The 20,162-nt window shown below is 38.6% G+C and carries 23 protein-coding genes; 6 read left to right on the top strand and 17 right to left on the bottom strand.

All coding sequences use genetic code 11. The features are described from left to right. Positions 1-27: 27 nt before the first annotated feature. The 11 genes from SJY16_RS02845 to SJY16_RS02795 all read right to left on the bottom strand — a co-directional run bounded on the left by SJY16_RS02845 (position 28) and on the right by SJY16_RS02795 (position 8,071). Positions 28-213, bottom strand: a complete 186-nt coding sequence (locus SJY16_RS02845) for a hypothetical protein (RefSeq protein WP_377887560.1) — start codon at positions 211-213, stop codon at positions 28-30. A gap of 14 nt (positions 214-227) precedes the next feature. Then, the gene (locus tag SJY16_RS02840; protein ID WP_377887559.1) at positions 228-413 is read right to left on the bottom strand and encodes a thiocillin family RiPP; all 186 of its coding nucleotides are present in this window, start codon (positions 411-413) and stop codon (positions 228-230) included. Positions 414-540: 127 nt separating this feature from the next. Beyond that, the gene (locus tag SJY16_RS02835; protein ID WP_377887558.1) at positions 541-717 is read right to left on the bottom strand and encodes a thiocillin family RiPP; all 177 of its coding nucleotides are present in this window, start codon (positions 715-717) and stop codon (positions 541-543) included. A 29-nt stretch (positions 718-746) separates the two neighbouring features. Beyond that, on the bottom strand, positions 747-1,418 hold the full coding sequence (locus tag SJY16_RS02830; RefSeq protein ID WP_377887557.1) for a nitroreductase family protein: 672 nt from the start codon (positions 1,416-1,418) through the stop codon (positions 747-749). Then, positions 1,415-3,082 (bottom strand): SagB family peptide dehydrogenase, encoded by a 1,668-nt coding sequence (locus SJY16_RS02825; protein WP_377887556.1) that lies wholly within the window; start codon positions 3,080-3,082, stop codon positions 1,415-1,417. The genes SJY16_RS02830 and SJY16_RS02825 overlap by 4 nt, the downstream gene beginning before the upstream one ends. Continuing rightward, the gene (locus SJY16_RS02820) at positions 3,079-3,714 is read right to left on the bottom strand and encodes a hypothetical protein (protein WP_377887555.1); all 636 of its coding nucleotides are present in this window, start codon (positions 3,712-3,714) and stop codon (positions 3,079-3,081) included. The genes SJY16_RS02825 and SJY16_RS02820 overlap by 4 nt, the downstream gene beginning before the upstream one ends. Before the next feature lie 16 nt (positions 3,715-3,730). Next, entirely contained in the window at positions 3,731-5,038 is a 1,308-nt protein-coding gene (locus SJY16_RS02815; RefSeq protein WP_377887554.1) for a YcaO-like family protein, read from the bottom strand. Positions 5,039-5,244: 206 nt separating this feature from the next. Beyond that, positions 5,245-5,445, bottom strand: coding sequence for a hypothetical protein (locus SJY16_RS02810; RefSeq protein ID WP_377887552.1), 201 nt, complete (start codon positions 5,443-5,445; stop codon positions 5,245-5,247). Between the two features lie 5 nt (positions 5,446-5,450). After that, entirely contained in the window at positions 5,451-6,686 is a 1,236-nt protein-coding gene (locus SJY16_RS02805; protein WP_377887551.1) for a tetratricopeptide repeat protein, read from the bottom strand. A 231-nt stretch (positions 6,687-6,917) separates the two neighbouring features. Further along, positions 6,918-7,109 (bottom strand): hypothetical protein, encoded by a 192-nt coding sequence (locus tag SJY16_RS02800; protein ID WP_377887550.1) that lies wholly within the window; start codon positions 7,107-7,109, stop codon positions 6,918-6,920. A 458-nt stretch (positions 7,110-7,567) separates the two neighbouring features. Further along, positions 7,568-8,071, bottom strand: a complete 504-nt coding sequence (locus tag SJY16_RS02795; RefSeq protein WP_377887549.1) for a TM2 domain-containing protein — start codon at positions 8,069-8,071, stop codon at positions 7,568-7,570. 380 nt (positions 8,072-8,451) lie between these two features. On the opposite strand from SJY16_RS02795, the gene SJY16_RS02790 reads away from it, so the two are divergent. Then, positions 8,452-9,786 carry an HRDC domain-containing protein gene (locus SJY16_RS02790; protein WP_377887548.1) on the top strand — a complete coding sequence of 445 codons (1,335 nt, stop codon included), beginning with the start codon at positions 8,452-8,454 and terminating at the stop codon, positions 9,784-9,786. Positions 9,787-9,979: 193 nt separating this feature from the next. Here SJY16_RS02790 and SJY16_RS02785 read toward each other — a convergent pair whose 3' ends face one another. The 5 genes from SJY16_RS02785 to SJY16_RS02765 all read right to left on the bottom strand — a co-directional run bounded on the left by SJY16_RS02785 (position 9,980) and on the right by SJY16_RS02765 (position 13,469). Further along, positions 9,980-11,248, bottom strand: a complete 1,269-nt coding sequence (locus SJY16_RS02785) for a LysM peptidoglycan-binding domain-containing protein (protein ID WP_377887547.1) — start codon at positions 11,246-11,248, stop codon at positions 9,980-9,982. A 122-nt stretch (positions 11,249-11,370) separates the two neighbouring features. After that, positions 11,371-11,559, bottom strand: a complete 189-nt coding sequence (locus SJY16_RS02780; protein ID WP_377887546.1) for a hypothetical protein — start codon at positions 11,557-11,559, stop codon at positions 11,371-11,373. Between the two features lie 2 nt (positions 11,560-11,561). Beyond that, on the bottom strand, positions 11,562-12,302 hold the full coding sequence (locus SJY16_RS02775; RefSeq protein WP_377887544.1) for a DUF6241 domain-containing protein: 741 nt from the start codon (positions 12,300-12,302) through the stop codon (positions 11,562-11,564). Continuing rightward, positions 12,303-12,833 carry a sigma-70 family RNA polymerase sigma factor gene (locus tag SJY16_RS02770; protein ID WP_377887543.1) on the bottom strand — a complete coding sequence of 177 codons (531 nt, stop codon included), beginning with the start codon at positions 12,831-12,833 and terminating at the stop codon, positions 12,303-12,305. A 99-nt stretch (positions 12,834-12,932) separates the two neighbouring features. Beyond that, entirely contained in the window at positions 12,933-13,469 is a 537-nt protein-coding gene (locus tag SJY16_RS02765; protein ID WP_377887542.1) for a DUF6241 domain-containing protein, read from the bottom strand. Positions 13,470-13,836: 367 nt separating this feature from the next. Here SJY16_RS02765 and SJY16_RS02760 point away from each other — a divergent pair, with 367 nt between their 5' ends. The 4 genes from SJY16_RS02760 to SJY16_RS02745 all read left to right on the top strand — a co-directional run bounded on the left by SJY16_RS02760 (position 13,837) and on the right by SJY16_RS02745 (position 18,216). Beyond that, positions 13,837-14,994 carry a CdaR family transcriptional regulator gene (locus SJY16_RS02760; protein ID WP_377887540.1) on the top strand — a complete coding sequence of 386 codons (1,158 nt, stop codon included), beginning with the start codon at positions 13,837-13,839 and terminating at the stop codon, positions 14,992-14,994. Positions 14,995-15,136: 142 nt separating this feature from the next. Next, positions 15,137-16,264: a glycerate kinase gene (locus SJY16_RS02755; RefSeq protein WP_377887539.1), complete on the top strand. Its 1,128-nt coding sequence runs from the start codon at positions 15,137-15,139 to the stop codon at positions 16,262-16,264. A gap of 12 nt (positions 16,265-16,276) precedes the next feature. Beyond that, positions 16,277-17,635: a GntP family permease gene (locus SJY16_RS02750; protein WP_377887538.1), complete on the top strand. Its 1,359-nt coding sequence runs from the start codon at positions 16,277-16,279 to the stop codon at positions 17,633-17,635. Positions 17,636-17,790: 155 nt separating this feature from the next. Further along, entirely contained in the window at positions 17,791-18,216 is a 426-nt protein-coding gene (locus SJY16_RS02745; protein ID WP_377887537.1) for a hypothetical protein, read from the top strand. Between the two features lie 175 nt (positions 18,217-18,391). Here SJY16_RS02745 and SJY16_RS02740 read toward each other — a convergent pair whose 3' ends face one another. After that, on the bottom strand, positions 18,392-18,679 hold the full coding sequence (locus SJY16_RS02740; protein ID WP_377887536.1) for a hypothetical protein: 288 nt from the start codon (positions 18,677-18,679) through the stop codon (positions 18,392-18,394). A gap of 210 nt (positions 18,680-18,889) precedes the next feature. Here SJY16_RS02740 and SJY16_RS02735 point away from each other — a divergent pair, with 210 nt between their 5' ends. Then, positions 18,890-20,089 (top strand): DUF819 family protein, encoded by a 1,200-nt coding sequence (locus SJY16_RS02735; RefSeq protein WP_377887535.1) that lies wholly within the window; start codon positions 18,890-18,892, stop codon positions 20,087-20,089. The last annotated feature ends 73 nt before the right edge of the window (positions 20,090-20,162 follow it).

Genomic DNA, 20,162 nt, shown 5'->3' with positions numbered 1-20,162 from the left:
TTGCATTGATATGCTCTCATATACATGTTAACCTGCCGTTGAGAATGAGCTAGATGTAGATGCAGATGAAGCAGTTGTGCCAACCGAACCAAATGATCCACCGCACAACGCACATGCTACAGTAGCTGCTGCCATTGAATAAGCGATGTTTTCAGGTAACTCTTCCGCATATAACTCTAAATCTAGAGTGATTTCATCATTAGATTTTCCCATAGATTTCTCCCCCTTTAGCATACACATGACCCTGTTGAAGCAGTAGTAGATGTTGATGCCGTACTACCTACACACCCTAGACTGGTAAAAGTTCCACCAGAGCCCCAGCAACATGCTGCGGAATAATTGATTTGTTCAGGTAATTCTTCCGCGTATAGCTCTAGGTTAAGTTCCTGATCATTTTGATGCTTTTTTTCCACTCAATTCTCCTCCTACTTAACAAAATAAGTGCCTAATAAGGAAACTGCCAAACTTGAATAAAAATTAACTAACAATTATACTCTTAAGTATGGGTTCTTAACTGATGACTTTATGTCATCTTTTTTTTTACCAACTAAAGCTGCTCATAGAGCTATACGTGCTCATACTTGTTGAAGGACATGAAGCTGTAGATGCTGTACTCTCAGTAGCTACAGTAGAAGTACCTGCAGCGGAAAATTGAGTCAATTCTGGTAGTTCTTCCGCATAAAGTTCTAATTCTAAATCAAATTTCTTATCTTCCATCACGATCACCTCCTTTCAAGCTTGAGATATTAATGTGAATATCCAAATGAGAAAGCGATCATTTGTGAATCGCGATATCCATCTATATTACATAGCTGATATAAGGAATTTGGGTTAAACCCTGCAAAAACAGTCCCCGCGTACCCCATAGAAAGTGCATTCAACCATGCATAATGAGCTATACTCCCTGATTTTTGCAATAGATCTTTGTAACCTGATAATCCATGATTTTTCTTTATGGATTCTTCCAACTTTCCTACCAATACAATGGTTACTGGCGCGAACGCAAACTCTTTTTGTAAGTAGAATTCGTGTACCTTTTCTTCAGAAAATTGAAATCTAGGAATGATACGATTGGTTTCCAAGTCATATTGGTAAACACTTTCAAGTGAAAGTGCAGGATTGTCGATGTTCCTAAGTATGACAAGTTGCTGAAAAAGTTCTGGTTCAGAAATACTTTTCATAAAACTAGTGTTTTGCTGTAATAGTTTTAGTAAATCAGAATACTTTACAGGATCTGCTTTAAAGAATCGGGTTGATGTTCTTTTCTGAAAGACGTCTTCTAACCTCAAATCATTCTCTAACCCTGGGACAAGATCTAATTTTGTGGACTGGTTGGTTACATTACTTTTGGGATTCTTGCTCTTCTCGACCAAGGTGTCTACTATAAGATGAGATGGAGTATTAGTAAAAGTTATCATTCTAAATTAGTCCTTTCTTCAATGGATACCACGGTCGTAATAATTTCACCTGGACTGATAATATTTAGCCAGTTCTCAATCCCTTCATCCATAAACTCATGAACATGAACATTCTTATTTAATGCGTTAGCTACAACGGTTAATTGAGTAAGAGCTACACCAGCATCTAAGTTGATAATTCTGTACGCGAAATCCCTATATTTCTGACTTACTTTTTCGAATTCACCTGTCAAAATCAAGTACCCCAAGCAATGTGGACTAGCGTCTGATAGCATCGATTCAAATTTATCTGGCTCATTTCCCCCAGATAATTTGGCAAGTGAGTGATTTGTCGCCTCATAATAATAAGTACCTCGTTCTAACTCCTGTAGGTTGTTGTTCACAAAATAAATGTTCTGTGAACCAAGATTCCCTCCAGTAGGCGCCCATCGCTTAGCTTTACCGTATTGATTCTCGATACTTTCTTTCTTAAAGCCGCAAGTGTATAACATGATCTTTGAAAGATCATAAATAAATGAAGATTTAACATCGCTCCCCAACAGAGGTAAATCCTCTTGTGAAGGCAGTTTTATTTTTGGAAAGCTTGGATATTCCTTGGAGAATTTAGATAACTGGATGTTGCTAGGCTTATAATGGCTTTGATGATCCTTTGGATTTAATAGACGATGAGATGGAAATCCTACTAAACTCTCATATTCTACGACTTCATTATTAATAGCATTTTTATCAGGATGGAAATCGCATTGCTCGCAGTACGGTAACCTCGCAATTGGGTATAAATGAGTAGATATATTTTTTAAATTTGTTTTTTTGACCCCTTTATAGATCTGGGAAGCACTTATTCTTGTAAGAAAATTCACGATTTCTGCAACTGCTATCGAGATTGCTGCATTATGAAAATAACGATTATGATTTTGTTTATCTGTTGGTGAAATTATGATTTGATTTAAATAGCAATCAAAACAAAGAGTATCTTCTTTACTAAAGTAAGGACCTACATAGAGATTAGAATCATCAATCGTTACAAGAATCCAAGGTATACCTAGTTTATTCATTTCTAAATCGAATTCTTTTAATAACGACATATTTTCTATGTCTTCACAAATGCCAATACCTACTTTTTGCTTAGAAGAAGTAGTATCCTCTTCTAATTCAGAAACAGTGACAGAATAGTTTATAAGAGCTTTTTTCATAAGCCGTTTTTTTTCATCGGAACCGTTGAGAATTAGTTCATAATTATTCAGTCTGCTAAGTGCATCCTTAACGCTATGATTCACTCTTGTTTGATCAATATTGCGTTCCAAGTATTGTGTGAAGCTACTCTGAATTTCAGCGTTACCTTCTTGTAATAAGCCTCTAGTATAAAGTAGCGAAAGTGCATCATAGATATTCTTATCAGAGTAACCAACCATCAAGTCTTTGATTTCTTCCAATGAATGTCTTCCATTTAAGAGTTCAATTAACTTTGGAAGAAATTCTACAGTAGCGTTTCCTTTCAAAATTTGCGGTTGTTCACACCCATCAAAAACGATTCCATTTTCAATCGGAATTTGAACGAGAGCCTTAGAAAGTAACGGGTTTTTAGGTAAGTTGAATTGTGGATCATGGGCAACAGCCTGCCCCATTTCTCTTGCATTGATTCTCTGGTTTGTGGGAGTTATCAAACCTTTACCTCCTTTCGGAACAGTTCTTCATACAATAAGTCATAGCTTCTTGTCGCTTCATCTCTATTTAGCCCACATCTCTTACAACCATGAACACCTATAACAGAAGAAGATTGAGAATCCCGAGTGATTAGATTAATTCGAAATATTCTCCCACCGATTTCTCTAAAGGAACTTTCTAAATGACCTAATACCCAGTTGCTTATGAGGTCAGGATCGGCCGGATGAAACCCTTTAGGGGCACTCGTAGGATTAGCTTCATAAAATCGCCATAGGTTATCGAGTATTTCATTTTTATTTGAATGTTGCCGCACCCTATCTATGTAACAGGAATAACATGCCGTCTCTTGACCTAAATATACCGGACCAATGTTAATATGAGGTTGCTCGACAATGATAGGAATAAAAGCTTTTTCTAAATCGTGACAAAGGTCATTAATTTTTTCACAAAACGAAGGGTTCGGAGCGTCTAAAATCACCAGATAAATATCTGCTGATTTCTCGAAAACCGTCCACTCTTTGTAAATTTCGACTGAGGGTAACTCTGAAAAAGTGTAATCTGCATAACTAGAATGTATGGACCTTGAAATAGCAGAAGAAAAATCTCCAGAAATAAATGCGTGTATTTTCAATATTTTTACCTCCAATTTAAGCAAATGGCATCGGATTTGAGTTGATTTCTTCCTCTGGTCTTACTTTAAAACCTATATTTTGCGGCGCTTCATAAAGTCGAGGATGAGCAAGGTATTTTGCTCTATATACGAAAGATAAGGGTTGAAGTGCTGGAATGATGACTTTCACCGTCCTAAAACCACACCTCATAGCTTCATCTGTGGTTAAATCTACGACAAACACTTCCATATTTTTATCTTTTAACTTTTTCACTAAATAATCTAAGTCTTCTTTAGAAGTTTCATGTTGTAGATTCGGCATATTCATTAACTCACTTGTCTCGGTGGAGCTACTTAAGAAATCAAATTCTTTCATTTTATCCGGCCCCCCCATATATTGAGCTCCATCAAAAACGTCAACAAACTCATTGATGTCTGTTTTCTTACTGTCTAAATTCTGTAACGCTAACCTTACAGAGGCTCCTTCTCTCGTAATTTTCGTGAACGCTTCTATTGGATCCAGCGCCGTAGTACACATCACAACTGTTGATATCTTTTCGTTATGAGGCGTGAATTGAACTGAGTAAATTGTTGGAATTCCAATATCGGTTGTTGCATCTAAATATATTGTTTTAAAGTGTTCATTCTTTTCACTCTCATCATAAAATTCCTTCGCCCAACTCGGTAGCCTGTCTAGATCAAGTGTAAGTCTAGGCCAAGAAATTTTTTGCAACCAGGTTAATGAAATCGCATCTCTTTCGACTACCTCATTAATCCCATTCACTATTGCTTGCTCATAACTTGTATGTGTTGCAGTTCCTGTTGATATTGGTAAATGGAACGCCTCAGCCGGGGATTGGTAAGGAATAAAGAGGTATACCATTACAGAAGGAATCCAAATCAGTCGATCATTCGTTAACGATACGCCTCGAACCCATCTGATCTTTTGATTTTTATCTGGCTTTACAAATGGTCCCATTGGATTGCTTACTTCTTTATCTGAAAAAAGAGGAACAGTGTCTAGGTCAAGAGCTTCGCTTCCCAATTCGTTTGCTGTTGCCCAAATAAATTGCTTTTCATTATAGAACGCATTACAATATCTCTCTAACGTTTCTGCTGCTGCTTTAAACTTTCCGATATTGGGGTTGAGATCACCACCAGCCCCTGACATTTCCATTATATTTCCGTGATTATGACCAGCTAGGGCTTTTATTTGATTCAAGTCTCCTAGGTTGGAACCATATGTACTGTATAATGGTTCACCCGGACTAGGAGGTAAGTAATGAGGATGAGTCATCAAATTTCCAATCGGCTGATATAAATCTTCAAGCTTCAGTGTATTCATCTTGCCCTCCAGTTAATTAGATTTTGATATAGGTCGTTTTTCTTAAGTTCTAATTTCATGCTAAACGATAATGAAGCCTTTGTGTATTGAGAAAATTCTGATATATGAGAGGTGTTTGACACTTCTAATTTAAATAATTTTTCAAATTCCATAAAAAAAACCAACTCTTTATATGAAGAGCTGGCTTAAACTATTAAGAAAATTTATTATGGTTTATTAATTGGATCTGGATACATTTCATCTGATAGAGGATTCGTGATGATTGGGTCCGGATACATTTCATCTGATAGAGGTGGTTGTAAGGAATCTGAACTTAAAGTAATTCCATTTGCAAATGTGGTATTAATAGTTAAGCTTTGTACCCCGATAAGAATCAACAAAGTGAAAACAACTCTATGGTTTTTCATTAAAACTACCTCTTTTCATAAGTTAGATTCATTTCTAATGCTTTCTTGTAATACATACTTGCATTTTTGTAAGAAAACTTCTTTGAATAGTAATCACCAAGTTCTATATAGACATCAAGTAAATTAACGATATCATTTCTATCTTGAAAAAAATCTTTTGCATGAATTAGCAGATGTTCAAACTTTGTAGTTTCTTCATTCTTTTCAAGTTTTAATGCAAGAATTGAAAACTTTACTGAATAGGTTGACTCCCTACCTTTTACAAATTTCATACCCTTTTGCAATTGCTTAAGAGATTTATCAAATTGACTAGTAAGGTAATACTCTTTTGCTAATAAATACATCGTTTGCACATTTTCTTCGTTTAGCTTTAAACTCTTCTCATAATATGAAATCGCTTCCATCGATCGCCCTTCAGACGAAAATACAAAACCTAAATTGTGATAGATCGTAACTAAGATATTATTATTATCCACTAGGTATTCAGTTGCTCTTAAGGCTTGTTTTAAATAAGATTTTGCATTGTCTTTATCACCAATACGGTTGTAATTGATACCAAGAAGAATTAAACAATCAACACTTTTAGAGAAAGAACTAGTTGCGTTAAAGGAATCTAGTGCCTCTTGAGCCGAGATGATAGACCTTGCGCTACTATTCATCCTACTATGTACCATTGCATGCTGGTATACGAAATAAGGATCATTCAAGTTCAATTCATGCCTTATCTTATCAGCAGAGGCATAGTATTCAAGAGAGTCCGGAAAATGACCTGTTAAGTAAAGGTACAGTCCCCAAAAACTGAAATAAAAGTATTTTTGTTCGCTTTCTAAGAGACTTAAATAACTTTTTACTAGTTCCAACTCTTTTTTTGCAGCTTCCATTTCTTTCATCCACATCTTATATCTAGCATCCATCAAAGAAAATAGTGCAATCGTATTTGGATCTTCTATCCATTTCATTTGATTGCGTATCTTATCTAGTTTTTCTTCTGCAACATTTAATTTTTTCTCTGCAACCTCCTTGTACAATAACTTCAATTCCATTTTAACTTCATCAATAGTTTGATGATCATCAATTTGAATGTTTAGCCTCTCACATAACGGGATGATAATGTCTCGAGAAGGGTCAATACTATTGTGTTCAAGTTTACTTAAATAAGAAACAGAGCAAACCCCCTCAGCTAAATCGCTTTGTGTCAGCCCCCTTTTTTTTCTGTAGTAATGTATCTTTTCTCCCCACACATGGCTCCCTCCTTTTAAATCAAGTTGAATAATTGGTCCTTGAGTTGCGGTCTTTTATAACCACACGATGGGTTTTTTTTCAAATTCACAACCATAATATCACAGTTAAATAACAGAATGTTCTATTTATTTACAACTTTTACACTAATCATTTCTTTTTATAACTGTAAAAATCCATAGAATTTAGAATCGAACTTGATTCTAAAGAGTCATTACATCACACATTCATTATTAATCTGTGTATTTTCTAAGTTTGCTAGGGTTTTCAATTCTAATAGATGAAACTTCCCCACAGTTTAAGCAGAAGGTATATATTTTAATCGATCCAGAAGAGAACTTTTTGTTCAAGGGGCGTATAGCCATAAAGTCTGTGCCTTCTCCGAAATCTTCTCCTTTACACTTAGAACAGATTTTTTCACTCATTTTGTTACCTCCTCTATTTTCTTCTAAACTCTTTTATTGTATATTCTATTCTTATATTACCACTTGGAAAAAATTATTGGCCTTTTGTCACAACAATACATCGTGCCACTTGGCAGTTTAGGTTCAGATAGATTTACATTCTCGCTCCACTTAAATTCCCTCATGTTAAACTAACACCAAGCAAACTCTTCTGGAGGTTACAATCATGCAGATCCTCGCATCAGATAAAATCGAACAAGCTATCGAGCTATTCGCGAATGAAGACGTTCAGGTTACAGGGAGAAACCGGTGTTGGAAAACCCAAGAAAGCTCCCCCTCCCACTGAGGAAGAGGGGGCTTTCTGCATATTTCGAGCTCATTCGGGTGGTACCTGTGAGGAATTAAATCCAAACAAAAAAGTAGCTTTTCCTATTATGAGGAAAGGCTACTTTTTGTTTGGATTATGTAATGAGACAGCGTTAAGCTGCTCTTCTGAAGAAGTTTCGATCATGCTTTGCGGCGAATGATTGTTCATTTGAAAAGAGATAAATAAGTCCTTCGATGAATCCGATAATTCCTGGAATGTATGTCCAAGAGAACAAAAGATAAATAATTCCCCATCCCCATCTTCCCAAATAAAACTTATGTGCGCCTAGAGAACCAAGTAAAATTCCTAAAACACCTGCTGTAACTTTACTTTTTGTATAGACTGGTACGCCCATTCCATTTGAACCACTTGAACTAGCAGCAGAACTGGCTGCACCGCCGCCCCCACCTGCATTCATAAAGACCATTGGGTTTGAATTATTTTTATTGTCTTCTAATTTCTCAATCTTGCTTTGTTTCTCTGTGATCATTTCCCCAATACAAGCTTTACAATAATTTTTCCGTTTCACTTCCGTGTTGCACTCATTACAAATAAATTTCCCACATCCTACGCAAGTACCGATGGATGACTGATCTTCATGGATATAACAGCTCATTCCCAAAGATATCCCCCCTTGATTTACCACTTCTTACAAAATCTATTATATACCATAATTAGGTGGATTTTATATATTTTAAGCAAAATATTCCATTTTATATTAGCGAAAATATGCACACACTTAGCACCGTTTCGTCATTCTTCAATTTTGCAACTGTTTAATAACGATTCTACTCAGTTACTTTCAACTTCCTCAACTATCTATTTTTTAGGTTAAGCTTTGGTAGACTCATGATAAATGGATTTTTATGTTAATAATTAAAAAGGATTCCTCCCAAAACTCTATTATTTTGCTATAATTATCTAGTGATTACAATAAATTACATTAGCGGTTTTTTTACTATTTAATCTATCCAATTATGATAGCGAGGTTTAGTTATGTCCTTTCTTAAAACTGTATTTAATATTTTTACTGATAATAGAGAAATCAAAGAACCCACTGTTTACAAAGACATAGAAGAAAACTCTAATATGGTGAATTTTCTAACAGACCTAAAAACAAGAAACGATGGTAATCTGGACACAAAGAAAATAGAAAAACACCTTAAACTATTTTCCATAGGTCATACTGGTGAAAAGAGTGTGATGTTCGAGCTTCAACATTCGATGCTTCCCCTCTTAATTCTCCATGATGTCCATCTAGAGTTTGAAAATTATAAAGCACAAATCGATTTCATCGTTATTACTCATAAATTCATCCTCGTTCTAGAGGTAAAAAAACTGTTCGGTAATATTCGCATCACAGATAAAGGTGAATTTCAGCGTGTGATTACAAAAAACAATCGTGTCGTTAACAAAGAAGGCATGTACAGCCCGGTCAACCAAGCCGAAAGACATGTGAATATCCTTGAAAAGCTTCTTAAATCAAAGGGAATCATCACAAAATGTCCGATTAGGGGTGCGGTTACCTTTGCAAATCCGAAGACGATTATAGACATGTCACCCGATGTTCCAGCAGACATACAATCAAGAGTTATCAGACACGACCAAATTAAGTCGTTTATTAAAGATGAACTAGATAGCAAATCACCTGTGTTTATGTTAGATCATTCTCTTCATGAAATCGCTCAAGTCATTCTTCAAAACAATAAAGAACAACAATTTAACGTTTCTGACTACACTCTGAAAAAACTTAGACATACCAAGAAAACTTCCCATCATATCAATCCAACTATTCACACAAACACCGAGCATACTAATGAGAAATTAAAGGCATCACTAGTAGAGTTTCGATTGCAACGTTCAAAAGAACTCAACATGAAACCCTACCATATTTTTACTAATAAAATAGTAGATGAACTTCTTGAGAAGAAGCCTAATACCTTAAACCAATTGTTAGAAATTGATGGAATCGGTCCCAAAAAGGTTGAAGACTTTGGAGATGACATACTAACAATCATTAAAAGTCGTGCACCCAAAGAAAATAATAACCCTACCAACTCCAAAGAGAACAATACGATTCAACTGCCCAATACAGATCCGAGCAAGAATCCTAGCAGCAGTGAAAAGGGCGACCTCATTGTCTTGCGTACGAAGAAAGCACAAGAACGAAAGGTTAAACCATACTACATATTCACAAATTCAACTCTAGAGGACCTGCTAAAAAAGAAGCCAAGAACGGTGAAGGAACTGCTTAATGTTGAGGGGTTTGGAATTAAGAAAGTGGAAGAGTTTGGAGATGAGGTTATTATGGTCTTCAACAAAGATAAGTAACTATCAAGCATACATTCAATCAAACGTTTGTTTAACGTTTCAACTCTATGTAAAGGAAGGTATTTTCTTCTCAACATAACAGAGATACCTTACCTTCTGTGGAGCTTTCTATCGAAAAAAAGATTCTCCCACCTTCTCCAACAGATTCAGTACGAAACCCAAAGAATACACAATTCACTCATCGACTGCGATTTTATTTAATAACAAATATATTCTTCCCAACATAAGCCCAATTCTGCGGAAACGAAAAACGTAATCGCCAGTAAGTTGCCCCAAGCAAGTTATACACTTCCATCTGCTTATATTTCGCAGTGATACTTCTGATATCCTCAAACCATACGATATGATCACTGTTGGCCAATCGATAACGATAATGTGGAGCCTGCGCCACATCATCATACTGAATAGGAATCCACGAATCGATCGCACGATTTTGAGCGATTTGCATGGGAAGCATAGCGGCCACGACTTCAGACTGAATTGGCACTTTCCAATCATATCCGTATAAACTCATTGCCATCATGATTTTGCGGCGATTAATTTGTCCAGTTGCATACATCAACACCTGTTCGATCCACCAAACCGGCGCGATTGGATCAGAAGGTCCAATCGCATATCCATAGTCGATCGTCATGATCGATACGATATCAACGATTTCACCCGCAGCCTTGTAGTCAAGAAATCCAACCAATCGATTCGTTGCCATTTCACTGCTTTTCGCATGTGCGTTGAGTTGGAGAACCAGGTTCCCAAGACCGTTCTTTAGTTCTCTTAGAAAGGCAGTGAAATCACTCCTTCTCTGTGGAGGAACGAACTCAAAGTCAATGCTGACACCTGCATATCCTTTTTCCTTCACTACTCTAACGAGGTTTTGAACCAATGCCGTTCGTTTTTCCACGTTTTGAAGAACATCATCGGCTAATGCTGGACTAAACATGTTCCCCTCATAATTACTGATTACAAGCAACGGCTTGATATTCAACTCTTTCGTCCTTTGCAAAATCAGAGTATCATCTATTCCTAGTAGCTTTCCTTCCCTTGTAAAAGAATAAGTAAATATCGCTAAAAATGTTATTGATCCCGCAATTTTAGTTAGCGCATCAAGGTAAGGCGTACCAGCTAACGCATCAAAAAAGACTAAGGATTCCATTCGGTATTTTTCCAAAGAAGGGATTCGAACGCGTAATCCGATAGGTAGTGCATTGGGATCAATGGTAGGGTTAGCGGAGATAAGAGCTTGAATGGAAGTGTTGAATTGTTGGGAAAGCTTCCAATACGTATCCCCAGACTTAATTTGATAATACTGCTCAGGAAGGGCTTGATCAGGGATAAACAGATTTAACCCTGGAACGAGGTGATCCGATACGAGTCCGTTAACAGCTTTTAGCGTCGCTATCGGTACACCGTAGGTTACTGATATCCGCCATAAATTGTCCCCCGCTCTCACCGTATGTATTCCCATTCGACCCCTCCTTCGCCAATAAGGCTTTACTGAGAGTCTATTTTCAGTTCACGCTTTTCATGATGGAGATATAATCAACCATAAAAAAAGAACCACGAAGCAATTCTTCGTGATCCATGTATTTACGTATTTGTAACCCTATTCACCTCTTTCAACAGTGGCTCATACAGGTCAGACCCTTTCTTAATATAATGGAGCTCTTTCACTCCCGGGACCTTAAGACGAATTGCTCCACTTTTCTTGTCATACCATAGGCGGAGTCCATCTAGAAACACCGAACTATCTGTTTCAGAAACTTGTAATTTCATCAAAGCTACTCCTCCTTTTTCTTTGTACGATCTTGACTCATAAAATCTTCATAGCGATCTGTATGATCTTTCTCTAAGTATGTTCGTTCTTCTTCTTTCGTTAATAAACGTTTAGCTTGTATACTAGTCCCTATAAATAGCCAGAGTTCATTATGCACATCTATGGCATTATCAAAGTTACCTTTTTCCCATTCCTTCAAAGCTCTACTGTAATAATCATGATTGAAATATTTTTTTGTTTCTTTTGCTTTATCTAAAATTAGAATCATCTCGTCAATACGTTCTTCCGTAATTTCAACAAAATGATACTGATCAGGGTGCCACATATTTTCTTCTTCCTCTGTAAACGTAAACTCTGTAAGAACCTTTTGATTTGTCATAGCATATAACGTCTCCATAAATGCATCTTCTGTCGGAACAATTAATCCTGAAACATCTTCTTCAGTCTCCTCACTTTCCTTAGAAATTTCTTTATCGTTTCCATTTGATTTATCTATTATATCTTCATGATCATCTGATTGAGTTGTATCTACAAAGCTAGCGAAACCACCTGTGGAACCTAGAATGATAAAAACCATCAAACAAGAAGCGAGCGCGAGAACCGGAATAACTTTGAATGAGCGATGTTTCTTATCCGAATGAATAACGTTCTTAAAAATCCTCTCCTTATCATCCTCGCTTACCTTTCCCTGCTTCAACACGGTTCGATCCATTTTATTCTGGAGATTTTTCAGCTTATCATGCATTCAATCATCTCCTTCGTACAACTCACGAAATTTTGTTTTCGCGCGTCTCAATCTTGTTTTGACTGTTTCTTTTTTGATACCTGTCAGCCCATTAATTTCATCCACGCTGAGATCTTGATAATAGAATAAGATAATCATCTCCCTATACTTTAGCGGAAGGGATAGAACCACCTTGGAAATCTCTTCTTCTTCATGCTTTTGAATGAGAATGGTGTCAAGATTCTCGACCGATGGCACTCTCTCACTTGACCAGTCTAAAGGCAGAACTGATTTATACCACTTGCTTTTTAAATAATCCTTGCATCGATTAACAGTAATCTTTAAGATCCAGGTTTTATAACTACTTTCACCCCTAAATCGTTCGATGTTGTTATAACAAGATATAAACACTTCTTGTGTGATATCATCCGCTACCGCCCAATTTCTCACGTATGTAAATGCCAAACGTTTTACCTGTTGAGCATAATCTTCGATCAATCCTTTAATTAATTGGTTTCTGCTTATTGTTCGACCTGAATGCTTTTCTTCCAATTGACGCCCCCCGATTCCCCCACACTATAGACGCGTGACCCTCTCCCTCCAATTCAAAAGTAAAACGTCATCAACTACGTAGTGCTCTTCTATTCCTATTCAATCATAATGCTTTTCTACAAACGCCCTTTCCTCTTCAGTCGTTAACAATCGCTGTGCTCGACCTATCGTACCGCCTTTCATTTCCCACAAACGGTTATGTACCTCGACCGCATTATCAAAATTACCTCTTTTCCATTGAGTCAGGGTATCGTGATAAAATTCATAATGGTCATACTGGTTTTCATTTTTAGCTTTACTTAGATCCTCTAACATTTCATCGACACGCTGATCGGTAAGTTCCAGCAACGTCCATTTTTCATCGGCAAACACTTTTTGATGTGTCATTCCATGAAGTCTATCCCTAAACTGTTTCTCTGATGGCAAGGAGTCATCTGAATCCTCCTCTTTATCAATATAACGAGCTGGATCAATCTCCTCATTTGATTCATTATTTGATTCATTGGCAGTAGATTGTGATGACGTTTCTTCTTCTTTCAAAGTCGCTTCTAGGTCTGATATAAACCAATAAACTAGACCAAATGTAAGTACAATGATTCCAATAATGGAAGTAAGTAATATTCTTGTTGACGGCAACTAACACAACTCCTTTAATTAATCTTTCTGTCGTTTCTCTTTAATAGACGAATCACTCTATACCCCCGGTTCATTCTCACTGAAATTAAGATAAGCCTTATTGAAAAAATGATACGAAAAATCCAATCACCCATTCACCTGATTGGCACCTTTTGTCTTTCATATTTTACCGTAAATATCCAACAAAACATGACTCCTTTTTTGATTCATTACATTTACTACGTAAGCTCCCCCTACTCTTTCAGGTGAATATCTATAAAAGTTATCAAGCCCTTTACCAGCATTCCTCTTCCACCCCTTTTACTTTTTAACAAACTTCATTAAAGTATAAATCAGTACCGTTTCGTATTTTGAAAGGAGCACAACCATGATCACCCACCAATTAGCAGAACCAATTCTTATAAAGTTAAGCGAATTTCTTGATTACGATATGAACGTGATGGATGAGCATGGTGTCATCGTGGCAAGTAGCGATTCCGCTCGCCTGGACCAAATTCATGAAGGAGCCATTCAGGTCATCGCGATGAAAGAACCTCTTGTCATATCAACTACTAATTCCGAACGATATGCTGGTGTGAAGCCAGGCGTCAACCTACCGATCGAGTTTTCAAACAAGGTCGTCGGTGTCGTTGGGGTTACTGGAGATCCAGAGGAGTTATATAAATTTGCGAACGTGATCAAGATCACGGTCGAAGTGATGATCGAGCAAGTTTATGTAAACAACCAGCTTCAATACCAGAACAAGCTGATGGAAAACTGGGTTTTCGATTTGATTCATCCCGAGCATTTTAATAGGAAGACCGTTGAGGAACACGGAAAACAGTTATTTAAGTTTGATTTTGAGGAAGATGTAGCGATGCTGCTGATTTCCTTCCCTACGTTACACAAACATAAGGGATGGGCGATGACGGAGAGGATTATGCGAATAAACGATGCGAAACAAGAAGCGTTGAATACGATCAAACAATTATTACCTACCTTAAGATTCTCTTCATTCATCGACGACAGCACGTGCGTCGTAGGTATTCACTGTATTGGAGCTGAGATCGAAGAGGAGCGCTCACTCGCCGCAAGATTACACAAGCATTTTGAGGAACAAGAACTGCCGATGCGAATTGGAATCGGAAACCGTGGACACGGTGCTGATCGCTACCGAGACTCCTATTTCCAAGCGAAACAAAGCCTAGAGTTGATGGACAAATTTCAGTCTGAAGATGAGGTCGTTCATATTTCTGACTGGAAGCTCATTCGATTATTGGCAAATACGCCTGATTCGTTAAGGTCGGAGATGTTAGCTAGCTATTTCTCTGAAGATGCTTCTATGAATGAAGAAGCTCTCCATACGTTAGAAGTGCTGTTCGAGACGAACCTCAATATGAAAGCGACGGCAGAAAGGCTCCATATACACAGGAATACGCTTCAATATCGGTTAGATCGAATCCATGATCAAATCGGGCTTGATCCTAGAACATTCCAAGATGCTGCGACTCTCATGATGCTACTCGTTTTCAAGAAATTAGCTTGATGAAATGAATGGATGTTGGTCATTTGAACAATAAAATATAGAAAACAGGCTAATAAACTTGGTTGTAATGCCATTGTTATTCATGCATTGTTTATAGTTAAATAAGGATAGAAGTCAAAATATACTGAAAAAGGTGTTCTGAATGAATATATTGATTGCTCCTGACTCCTACAAAGGCAGCTTAACTGCATTAGAAGTTGGAACAACGATGAAAGAAGCTTTCGAGAAAGAAATGCCAGAAGCAACGGTCGACGTCATTCCGATGGCTGATGGCGGAGAAGGAACGCTCAGAACGCTCACGTTCGCTACGAATGGGAAGCAGATTCCTATCGAAGTCACAGGACCGCTTGGTACACCGATCACTTCAGAATACGGCGTTCTCGGCGATGGAAAGACGGTCGTGATCGAAGTCGCTAATATCGCAGGCTTACCACTCGTCCCCACGTCTAAGCGCGATCCGCTCAACACGACGTCGTTCGGGATCGGAGAGGCGATTCTCCAAGCGATCGATGACGGATTCAAAGATTTTATTATTGGGTTAGGCGGAAGCGCTACCAATGATGGTGGCCTCGGCATGCTTCAAGCATTAGGAGTTACGTTTCACGATTCAGAAGGACAAGCAGTCTCACCTTATGGTTCTGATGTTGAAAGGGTACAGAAAGTAGATTTTACAACAATTCACCCATCCGTGAACGAGTGTCACTTCAAAATTGCGAGTGATGTCGACAATCCTCTATGTGGCGAGCTCGGTGCTTCTGCTATCTTTGGTCCACAAAAAGGAGCCACTGAAGAAAAAATCACCACTCTGGATAAGGCCCTCAAGCACTATGCTGACGTGATTGAAGATCACCTATGTGAGTCCTATCAGCACAAAGAAGGTTCTGGTGCAGCAGGCGGGCTTGGTTTTGCCTTTCTTTTACTAAAAGGGGATCTTATGTCAGGATCAGAAATCGTTGCGAAAACGACCGGATTAATCGATAAGATCAGGCAAGCAGATTGGGTGATTACGGGGGAAGGCCAGAGTGACTACCAAACTCTCTATGGAAAAGTCCCCGCCTTCATCGCAAAATCAGCAAGCGAAAACGGTGTAAGAACGATTCTACTATCTGGATCACTCGGTAAAGGATATGAACAACTCTATGATTATTTTACGAGCTGTTTTTCAATTACAGCTGGACCGATATCATTAGATGACTGTATCGAAAATGCCCAAACCTTATTGTTTAACCAGACTAGAAACATTGCGAGATTGCTTAAACCTAACCATTAAGGGGGATGAATTATGCAAGGACCATTATTATTTCTTGTGATTTTATTAGGAGTAGGATTCATCGTATTTGCAACTGCCAAACTGAAGCTACACCCATTTCTATCCTTACTCTTCGCAGCCTTTGGCGTTGGACTCCTAGCAGGGCTTCCACTTCCAGACGTCATCGAAGCCGTGAATGGTGGATTCGGTGGATTAATGGGATACATCGGGATTGTTATCGTAGCCGGTACCATCATCGGTACAATTCTTGAAAGATCCGGAGCAGCACTACGGATGGCAGAAGTTGTACTCAGACTCGTGGGGGAAAAGCGACCGCAGTTAGCGATGTCATTGATCGGCGCGATCGTCAGTATTCCCGTCTTTTGCGACTCTGGTTACGTTATTTTATCCAGTTTAAAGAAAGCGCTTGCAAAGAAAGCAAAAGTGGCATTAGCTTCTATGAGCGTTGCGCTAGCTACTGGTTTATATGCGACGCACACGCTAGTACCACCGACTCCAGGGCCGATCGCTGCCGCCGGAAACATAGGTGCGAGTGATTATTTAGGAACGATTATCATGATCGGTTTCATCGTTGCGATCCCAACAATATTGGTCGGTTACGTATGGGCGATCAAAGTCGCTAGCAAAATTGAAATTGAAGACGAACATGATAGTGAAGGACTTAATTACGATGAGATCGTCAAAGGATTTGGAGAACTTCCATCCACTGCGAAATCATTCGCGCCAATTCTACTTCCGATTCTGTTGATCGGACTAGGTTCATTCGTTAGCTTCGCAGGTTGGTCCGGAACATTTGCAAACATTTTACTCTTTCTTGGATCACCAGTTGTAGCACTTCTGGTCGGGGTAGTCATCTCCTTTACGCTAATGCCTAAACTAAATGAAGAAACGTTAACCGGTTGGGTAGCTGACGGCATCAAAGATGCCGCTCCAATTCTACTCATCACAGGTGCCGGGGGAGCATTTGGCTCAGTCATTAAAGCCACTCCTGTCGCAGGGTTGATTCAAGGGCTAGCAGACGGTGGACTTTTAAGCGGCGTATTTGTCTTGGTCATTCCGTTCATCATTGCAGCAGCATTGAAATCTGCACAAGGTTCATCAACCGCAGCAATCGTTGTAACCTCTACACTCATCGCCCCATTACTACCTGAAATGGGAATCGATGGTGCCATTCCATTAGCACTCGTTGTCATGGCAGTAGGTGCAGGCGCCATGGTGGTCAGTCATGTGAACGATAGCTACTTCTGGGTTGTGAAGGAATTTAGCGGCATGAAAGTCACCGATGCGTATAAAGCTCAGACGATGGCTACGCTCGTTCAAGGTTTGACGGCAATTGTGTTTACGATGATTTTGTGGATTATATTGGTTTAACAAAAAGAGGCAGTTTTCAATCAAACGTTTGATTGAAAACTGCCTCTTTCATGTTGTCATGCTAACCTATACCGTTTCAGCTAAAAAATAGTGGGAATATAACAGTTGATGGTTTAAAATAGGGCAAAGCTTCACAAAAAGGTAGTGATAAAAACATGTTATATATATGGGATGTTGAAAAGATCATTAAAGATACATTGGAAAAGCACCAGTTAGATATCAATTATGAATTCAACAACGACCTGAAATCTCCAATGAGTTACAATGTATCAACAAATACGATTAAGTTTAATTATTTAGAAATAAACGGGTATGTCGCAAAAGTAAATGTTGGCTTAAAAGAAAATGAAGAAAACATCGCACTTATCCTTCTCTATCATGAGATCGGGTATTATTTAGATTTTAAAAAACACAGACATGACTTGAGAATCTTAATGTATGAGGATGAAGAGGTTCAACAAAAGCTTCTCGCTAGCATTGAAGAAAATGCCTGGGAGTTTGGGCGCAAATTCATTCCTGATCATCTAAAAGAGTCGTATGATAAAGTGCGGGAGTTGGACGAACAGTTTCAGAAAGGTTAGTTAAACTAACGGAAGCATTTTGCTAATTCAAAGAGCCGTTTGGCAGTTAGTTCTCTATATCTATAATCAAAGAAGAAGGTTAATCAAACGTTTGATTAACCTCTCCCTTAGTTTATCTTGATAGTAATGCCCCTAGCTTGTTTTCTTTGAATTTCTAACTCCCCGACTACTAAATTCAAGAAAATACCTCTACGAATATTTTCTCAGCTTTCCCCAATTCTTCTAACAAAAGGCAACCGTAATCAGAAGATACCTCCAGAAAAGCTCTTGAAGAACCATCTAGATAGAAATCTTCTTTCGCAACCTCACGCTTGTTTCGATTCTTTAAAATGTTTTGCGCATCTATAAATCTCTTGTGTATCAACCTCACCATATCGGAAGGGTTATTGTTATACTCTCTTTCTATCAATGGAATGGTAGATGTGATCTGCAGTTCTAATCTTCTTAACTTACTATTATCCATAAAAAATCCCTCCAACCTATCATCAATGTTGCCGAACCTAACTCGAATTAGCGCGACAGTTCTGCTGATTCACTGTGTTCCATTCAATAAACACTGAAAACGAACATAGACCTGTCTCTATATCCCTTCTCTGTGCTATACTTTTTGAATGTGGCTTTTTAACCCATTATTACTACCTCGAAAGAATGTATAGAAAAGGAGAGACACAACATGATACTTGCACAAGCCCTTATACAAGAACCCATGGCAATTTTTGCTTATTTAATCGCAATTGTCGGAATTGTATTTATGCTTTCGACAGTTCAATATGGACCGATTAAAAAGTTCTTCGGCTATTTACCACCGTTGATCTGGATGTATTTCTTACCGATGCTCTCTACGACGTTCGGTATTATCCCTCAAAGTTCAGACTTGTACAGCTTCTTGAGCACATACATGCTCCCAGCAGGTCTTTTGCTGTTAATGATCAGTACAAATGTGCCGGCAACGTTCAAGCTTGGCGGTAAAGCCATCCTCGTATTCTTAGCCGGAACACTTGGAGTCGTTGTAGGTGGACCCATTTCATTCGCACTTTTCCAAGGTATTCTTCCAGATGAAGCGTGGCGCGGTGTCGGCGCTCTAGCAGGAAGCTGGATCGGTGGATCTGGAAACATGGGTGCGATGATTGAAGCATTCAAAACTCCAGACGATATCCTTAGTCCGATTATCTTAACAGATACGCTCGTTGGAATCGGCTGGATGGGTGTGATGATTTCACTTGCTAGTTACCAGGAACGCTTTAACAAATGGAACAAGGCAGACAACTCCACCATCAAACGTGTCAATGAAGATATTGCAACAGACGTAGAGGAAAATTCCAAGCCCCTCCAATTGCCACAGCTGTTTGGAATCCTTGCAATTGGTGTTGCTGGATCGTACTTGATTCGTCTATTTGCCGACCTGTCATTCATTCCAAAATCAGATGTAATGAGCACGTCAACATGGACATTCCTTATCATTACAGCCGTTGGTATTCTTCTATCCTTTACGAAGGTTCGTAATCTTGAGTACTACGGTGCTAGTAAATTCGGTTATATGGGCATCTACTTATTCCTAACCGCAATCGGTGCTCAGGCAAACTTGATGGACATCGTTCAAGCTCCTCAGTTTATTCTGATGGGATTGGTGTGGCTCGCAATTCACATCCTGTTCATCTTTGCCGCTGCTCGCCTCTTCCGTGCACCATTGTTCTTCGTAGCCGTTGGGTCACAAGGAAATATCGGTGGAACAAGCTCCGCTCCGATCGTCGCTTCCGTCTTCCAACCAGCGTTAGCTCCTGTTGGATTATTGATGGGGATACTCGGTAACGTTGTCGGAACGTATGCTGCTCTTCTCTGTGGTCAACTTGCTCGGATGATTGCAGGAGGCTGATGGGAATCAGTAAATAGGTCATAGATTTAAAGCCAGGTATGCTAACTGTATGGTTTAGCTACCTGGTTTTTAT

Origin of the sequence: Alkalihalobacillus sp. R86527, assembly GCF_042466185.1 — a bacterium.
Lineage (GTDB): Bacteria > Bacillota > Bacilli > Bacillales > Guptibacillaceae > Guptibacillus.
This window is presented reverse-complemented; position numbering and strand designations above follow the sequence as displayed.

Coding starts and splice junctions, on each gene's coding strand:
- SJY16_RS02830 (WP_377887557.1), bottom strand. CDS start 1,418: ATGATAACTTTTACTAATACTCCATCTCATCTTATAGTAGACACCTTG.
- SJY16_RS02750 (WP_377887538.1), top strand. CDS start 16,277: ATGCAAGGACCATTATTATTTCTTGTGATTTTATTAGGAGTAGGATTC.
- SJY16_RS02755 (WP_377887539.1), top strand. CDS start 15,137: ATGAATATATTGATTGCTCCTGACTCCTACAAAGGCAGCTTAACTGCA.
- SJY16_RS02745 (WP_377887537.1), top strand. CDS start 17,791: ATGTTATATATATGGGATGTTGAAAAGATCATTAAAGATACATTGGAA.
- SJY16_RS02790 (WP_377887548.1), top strand. CDS start 8,452: ATGTCCTTTCTTAAAACTGTATTTAATATTTTTACTGATAATAGAGAA.
- SJY16_RS02760 (WP_377887540.1), top strand. CDS start 13,837: ATGATCACCCACCAATTAGCAGAACCAATTCTTATAAAGTTAAGCGAA.
- SJY16_RS02815 (WP_377887554.1), bottom strand. CDS start 5,038: ATGAATACACTGAAGCTTGAAGATTTATATCAGCCGATTGGAAATTTG.
- SJY16_RS02810 (WP_377887552.1), bottom strand. CDS start 5,445: ATGAAAAACCATAGAGTTGTTTTCACTTTGTTGATTCTTATCGGGGTA.
- SJY16_RS02735 (WP_377887535.1), top strand. CDS start 18,890: ATGATACTTGCACAAGCCCTTATACAAGAACCCATGGCAATTTTTGCT.
- SJY16_RS02785 (WP_377887547.1), bottom strand. CDS start 11,248: ATGGGAATACATACGGTGAGAGCGGGGGACAATTTATGGCGGATATCA.
- SJY16_RS02795 (WP_377887549.1), bottom strand. CDS start 8,071: ATGAGCTGTTATATCCATGAAGATCAGTCATCCATCGGTACTTGCGTA.
- SJY16_RS02835 (WP_377887558.1), bottom strand. CDS start 717: ATGGAAGATAAGAAATTTGATTTAGAATTAGAACTTTATGCGGAAGAA.
- SJY16_RS02740 (WP_377887536.1), bottom strand. CDS start 18,679: ATGGATAATAGTAAGTTAAGAAGATTAGAACTGCAGATCACATCTACC.
- SJY16_RS02775 (WP_377887544.1), bottom strand. CDS start 12,302: ATGCATGATAAGCTGAAAAATCTCCAGAATAAAATGGATCGAACCGTG.
- SJY16_RS02800 (WP_377887550.1), bottom strand. CDS start 7,109: ATGAGTGAAAAAATCTGTTCTAAGTGTAAAGGAGAAGATTTCGGAGAA.
- SJY16_RS02845 (WP_377887560.1), bottom strand. CDS start 213: ATGGGAAAATCTAATGATGAAATCACTCTAGATTTAGAGTTATATGCG.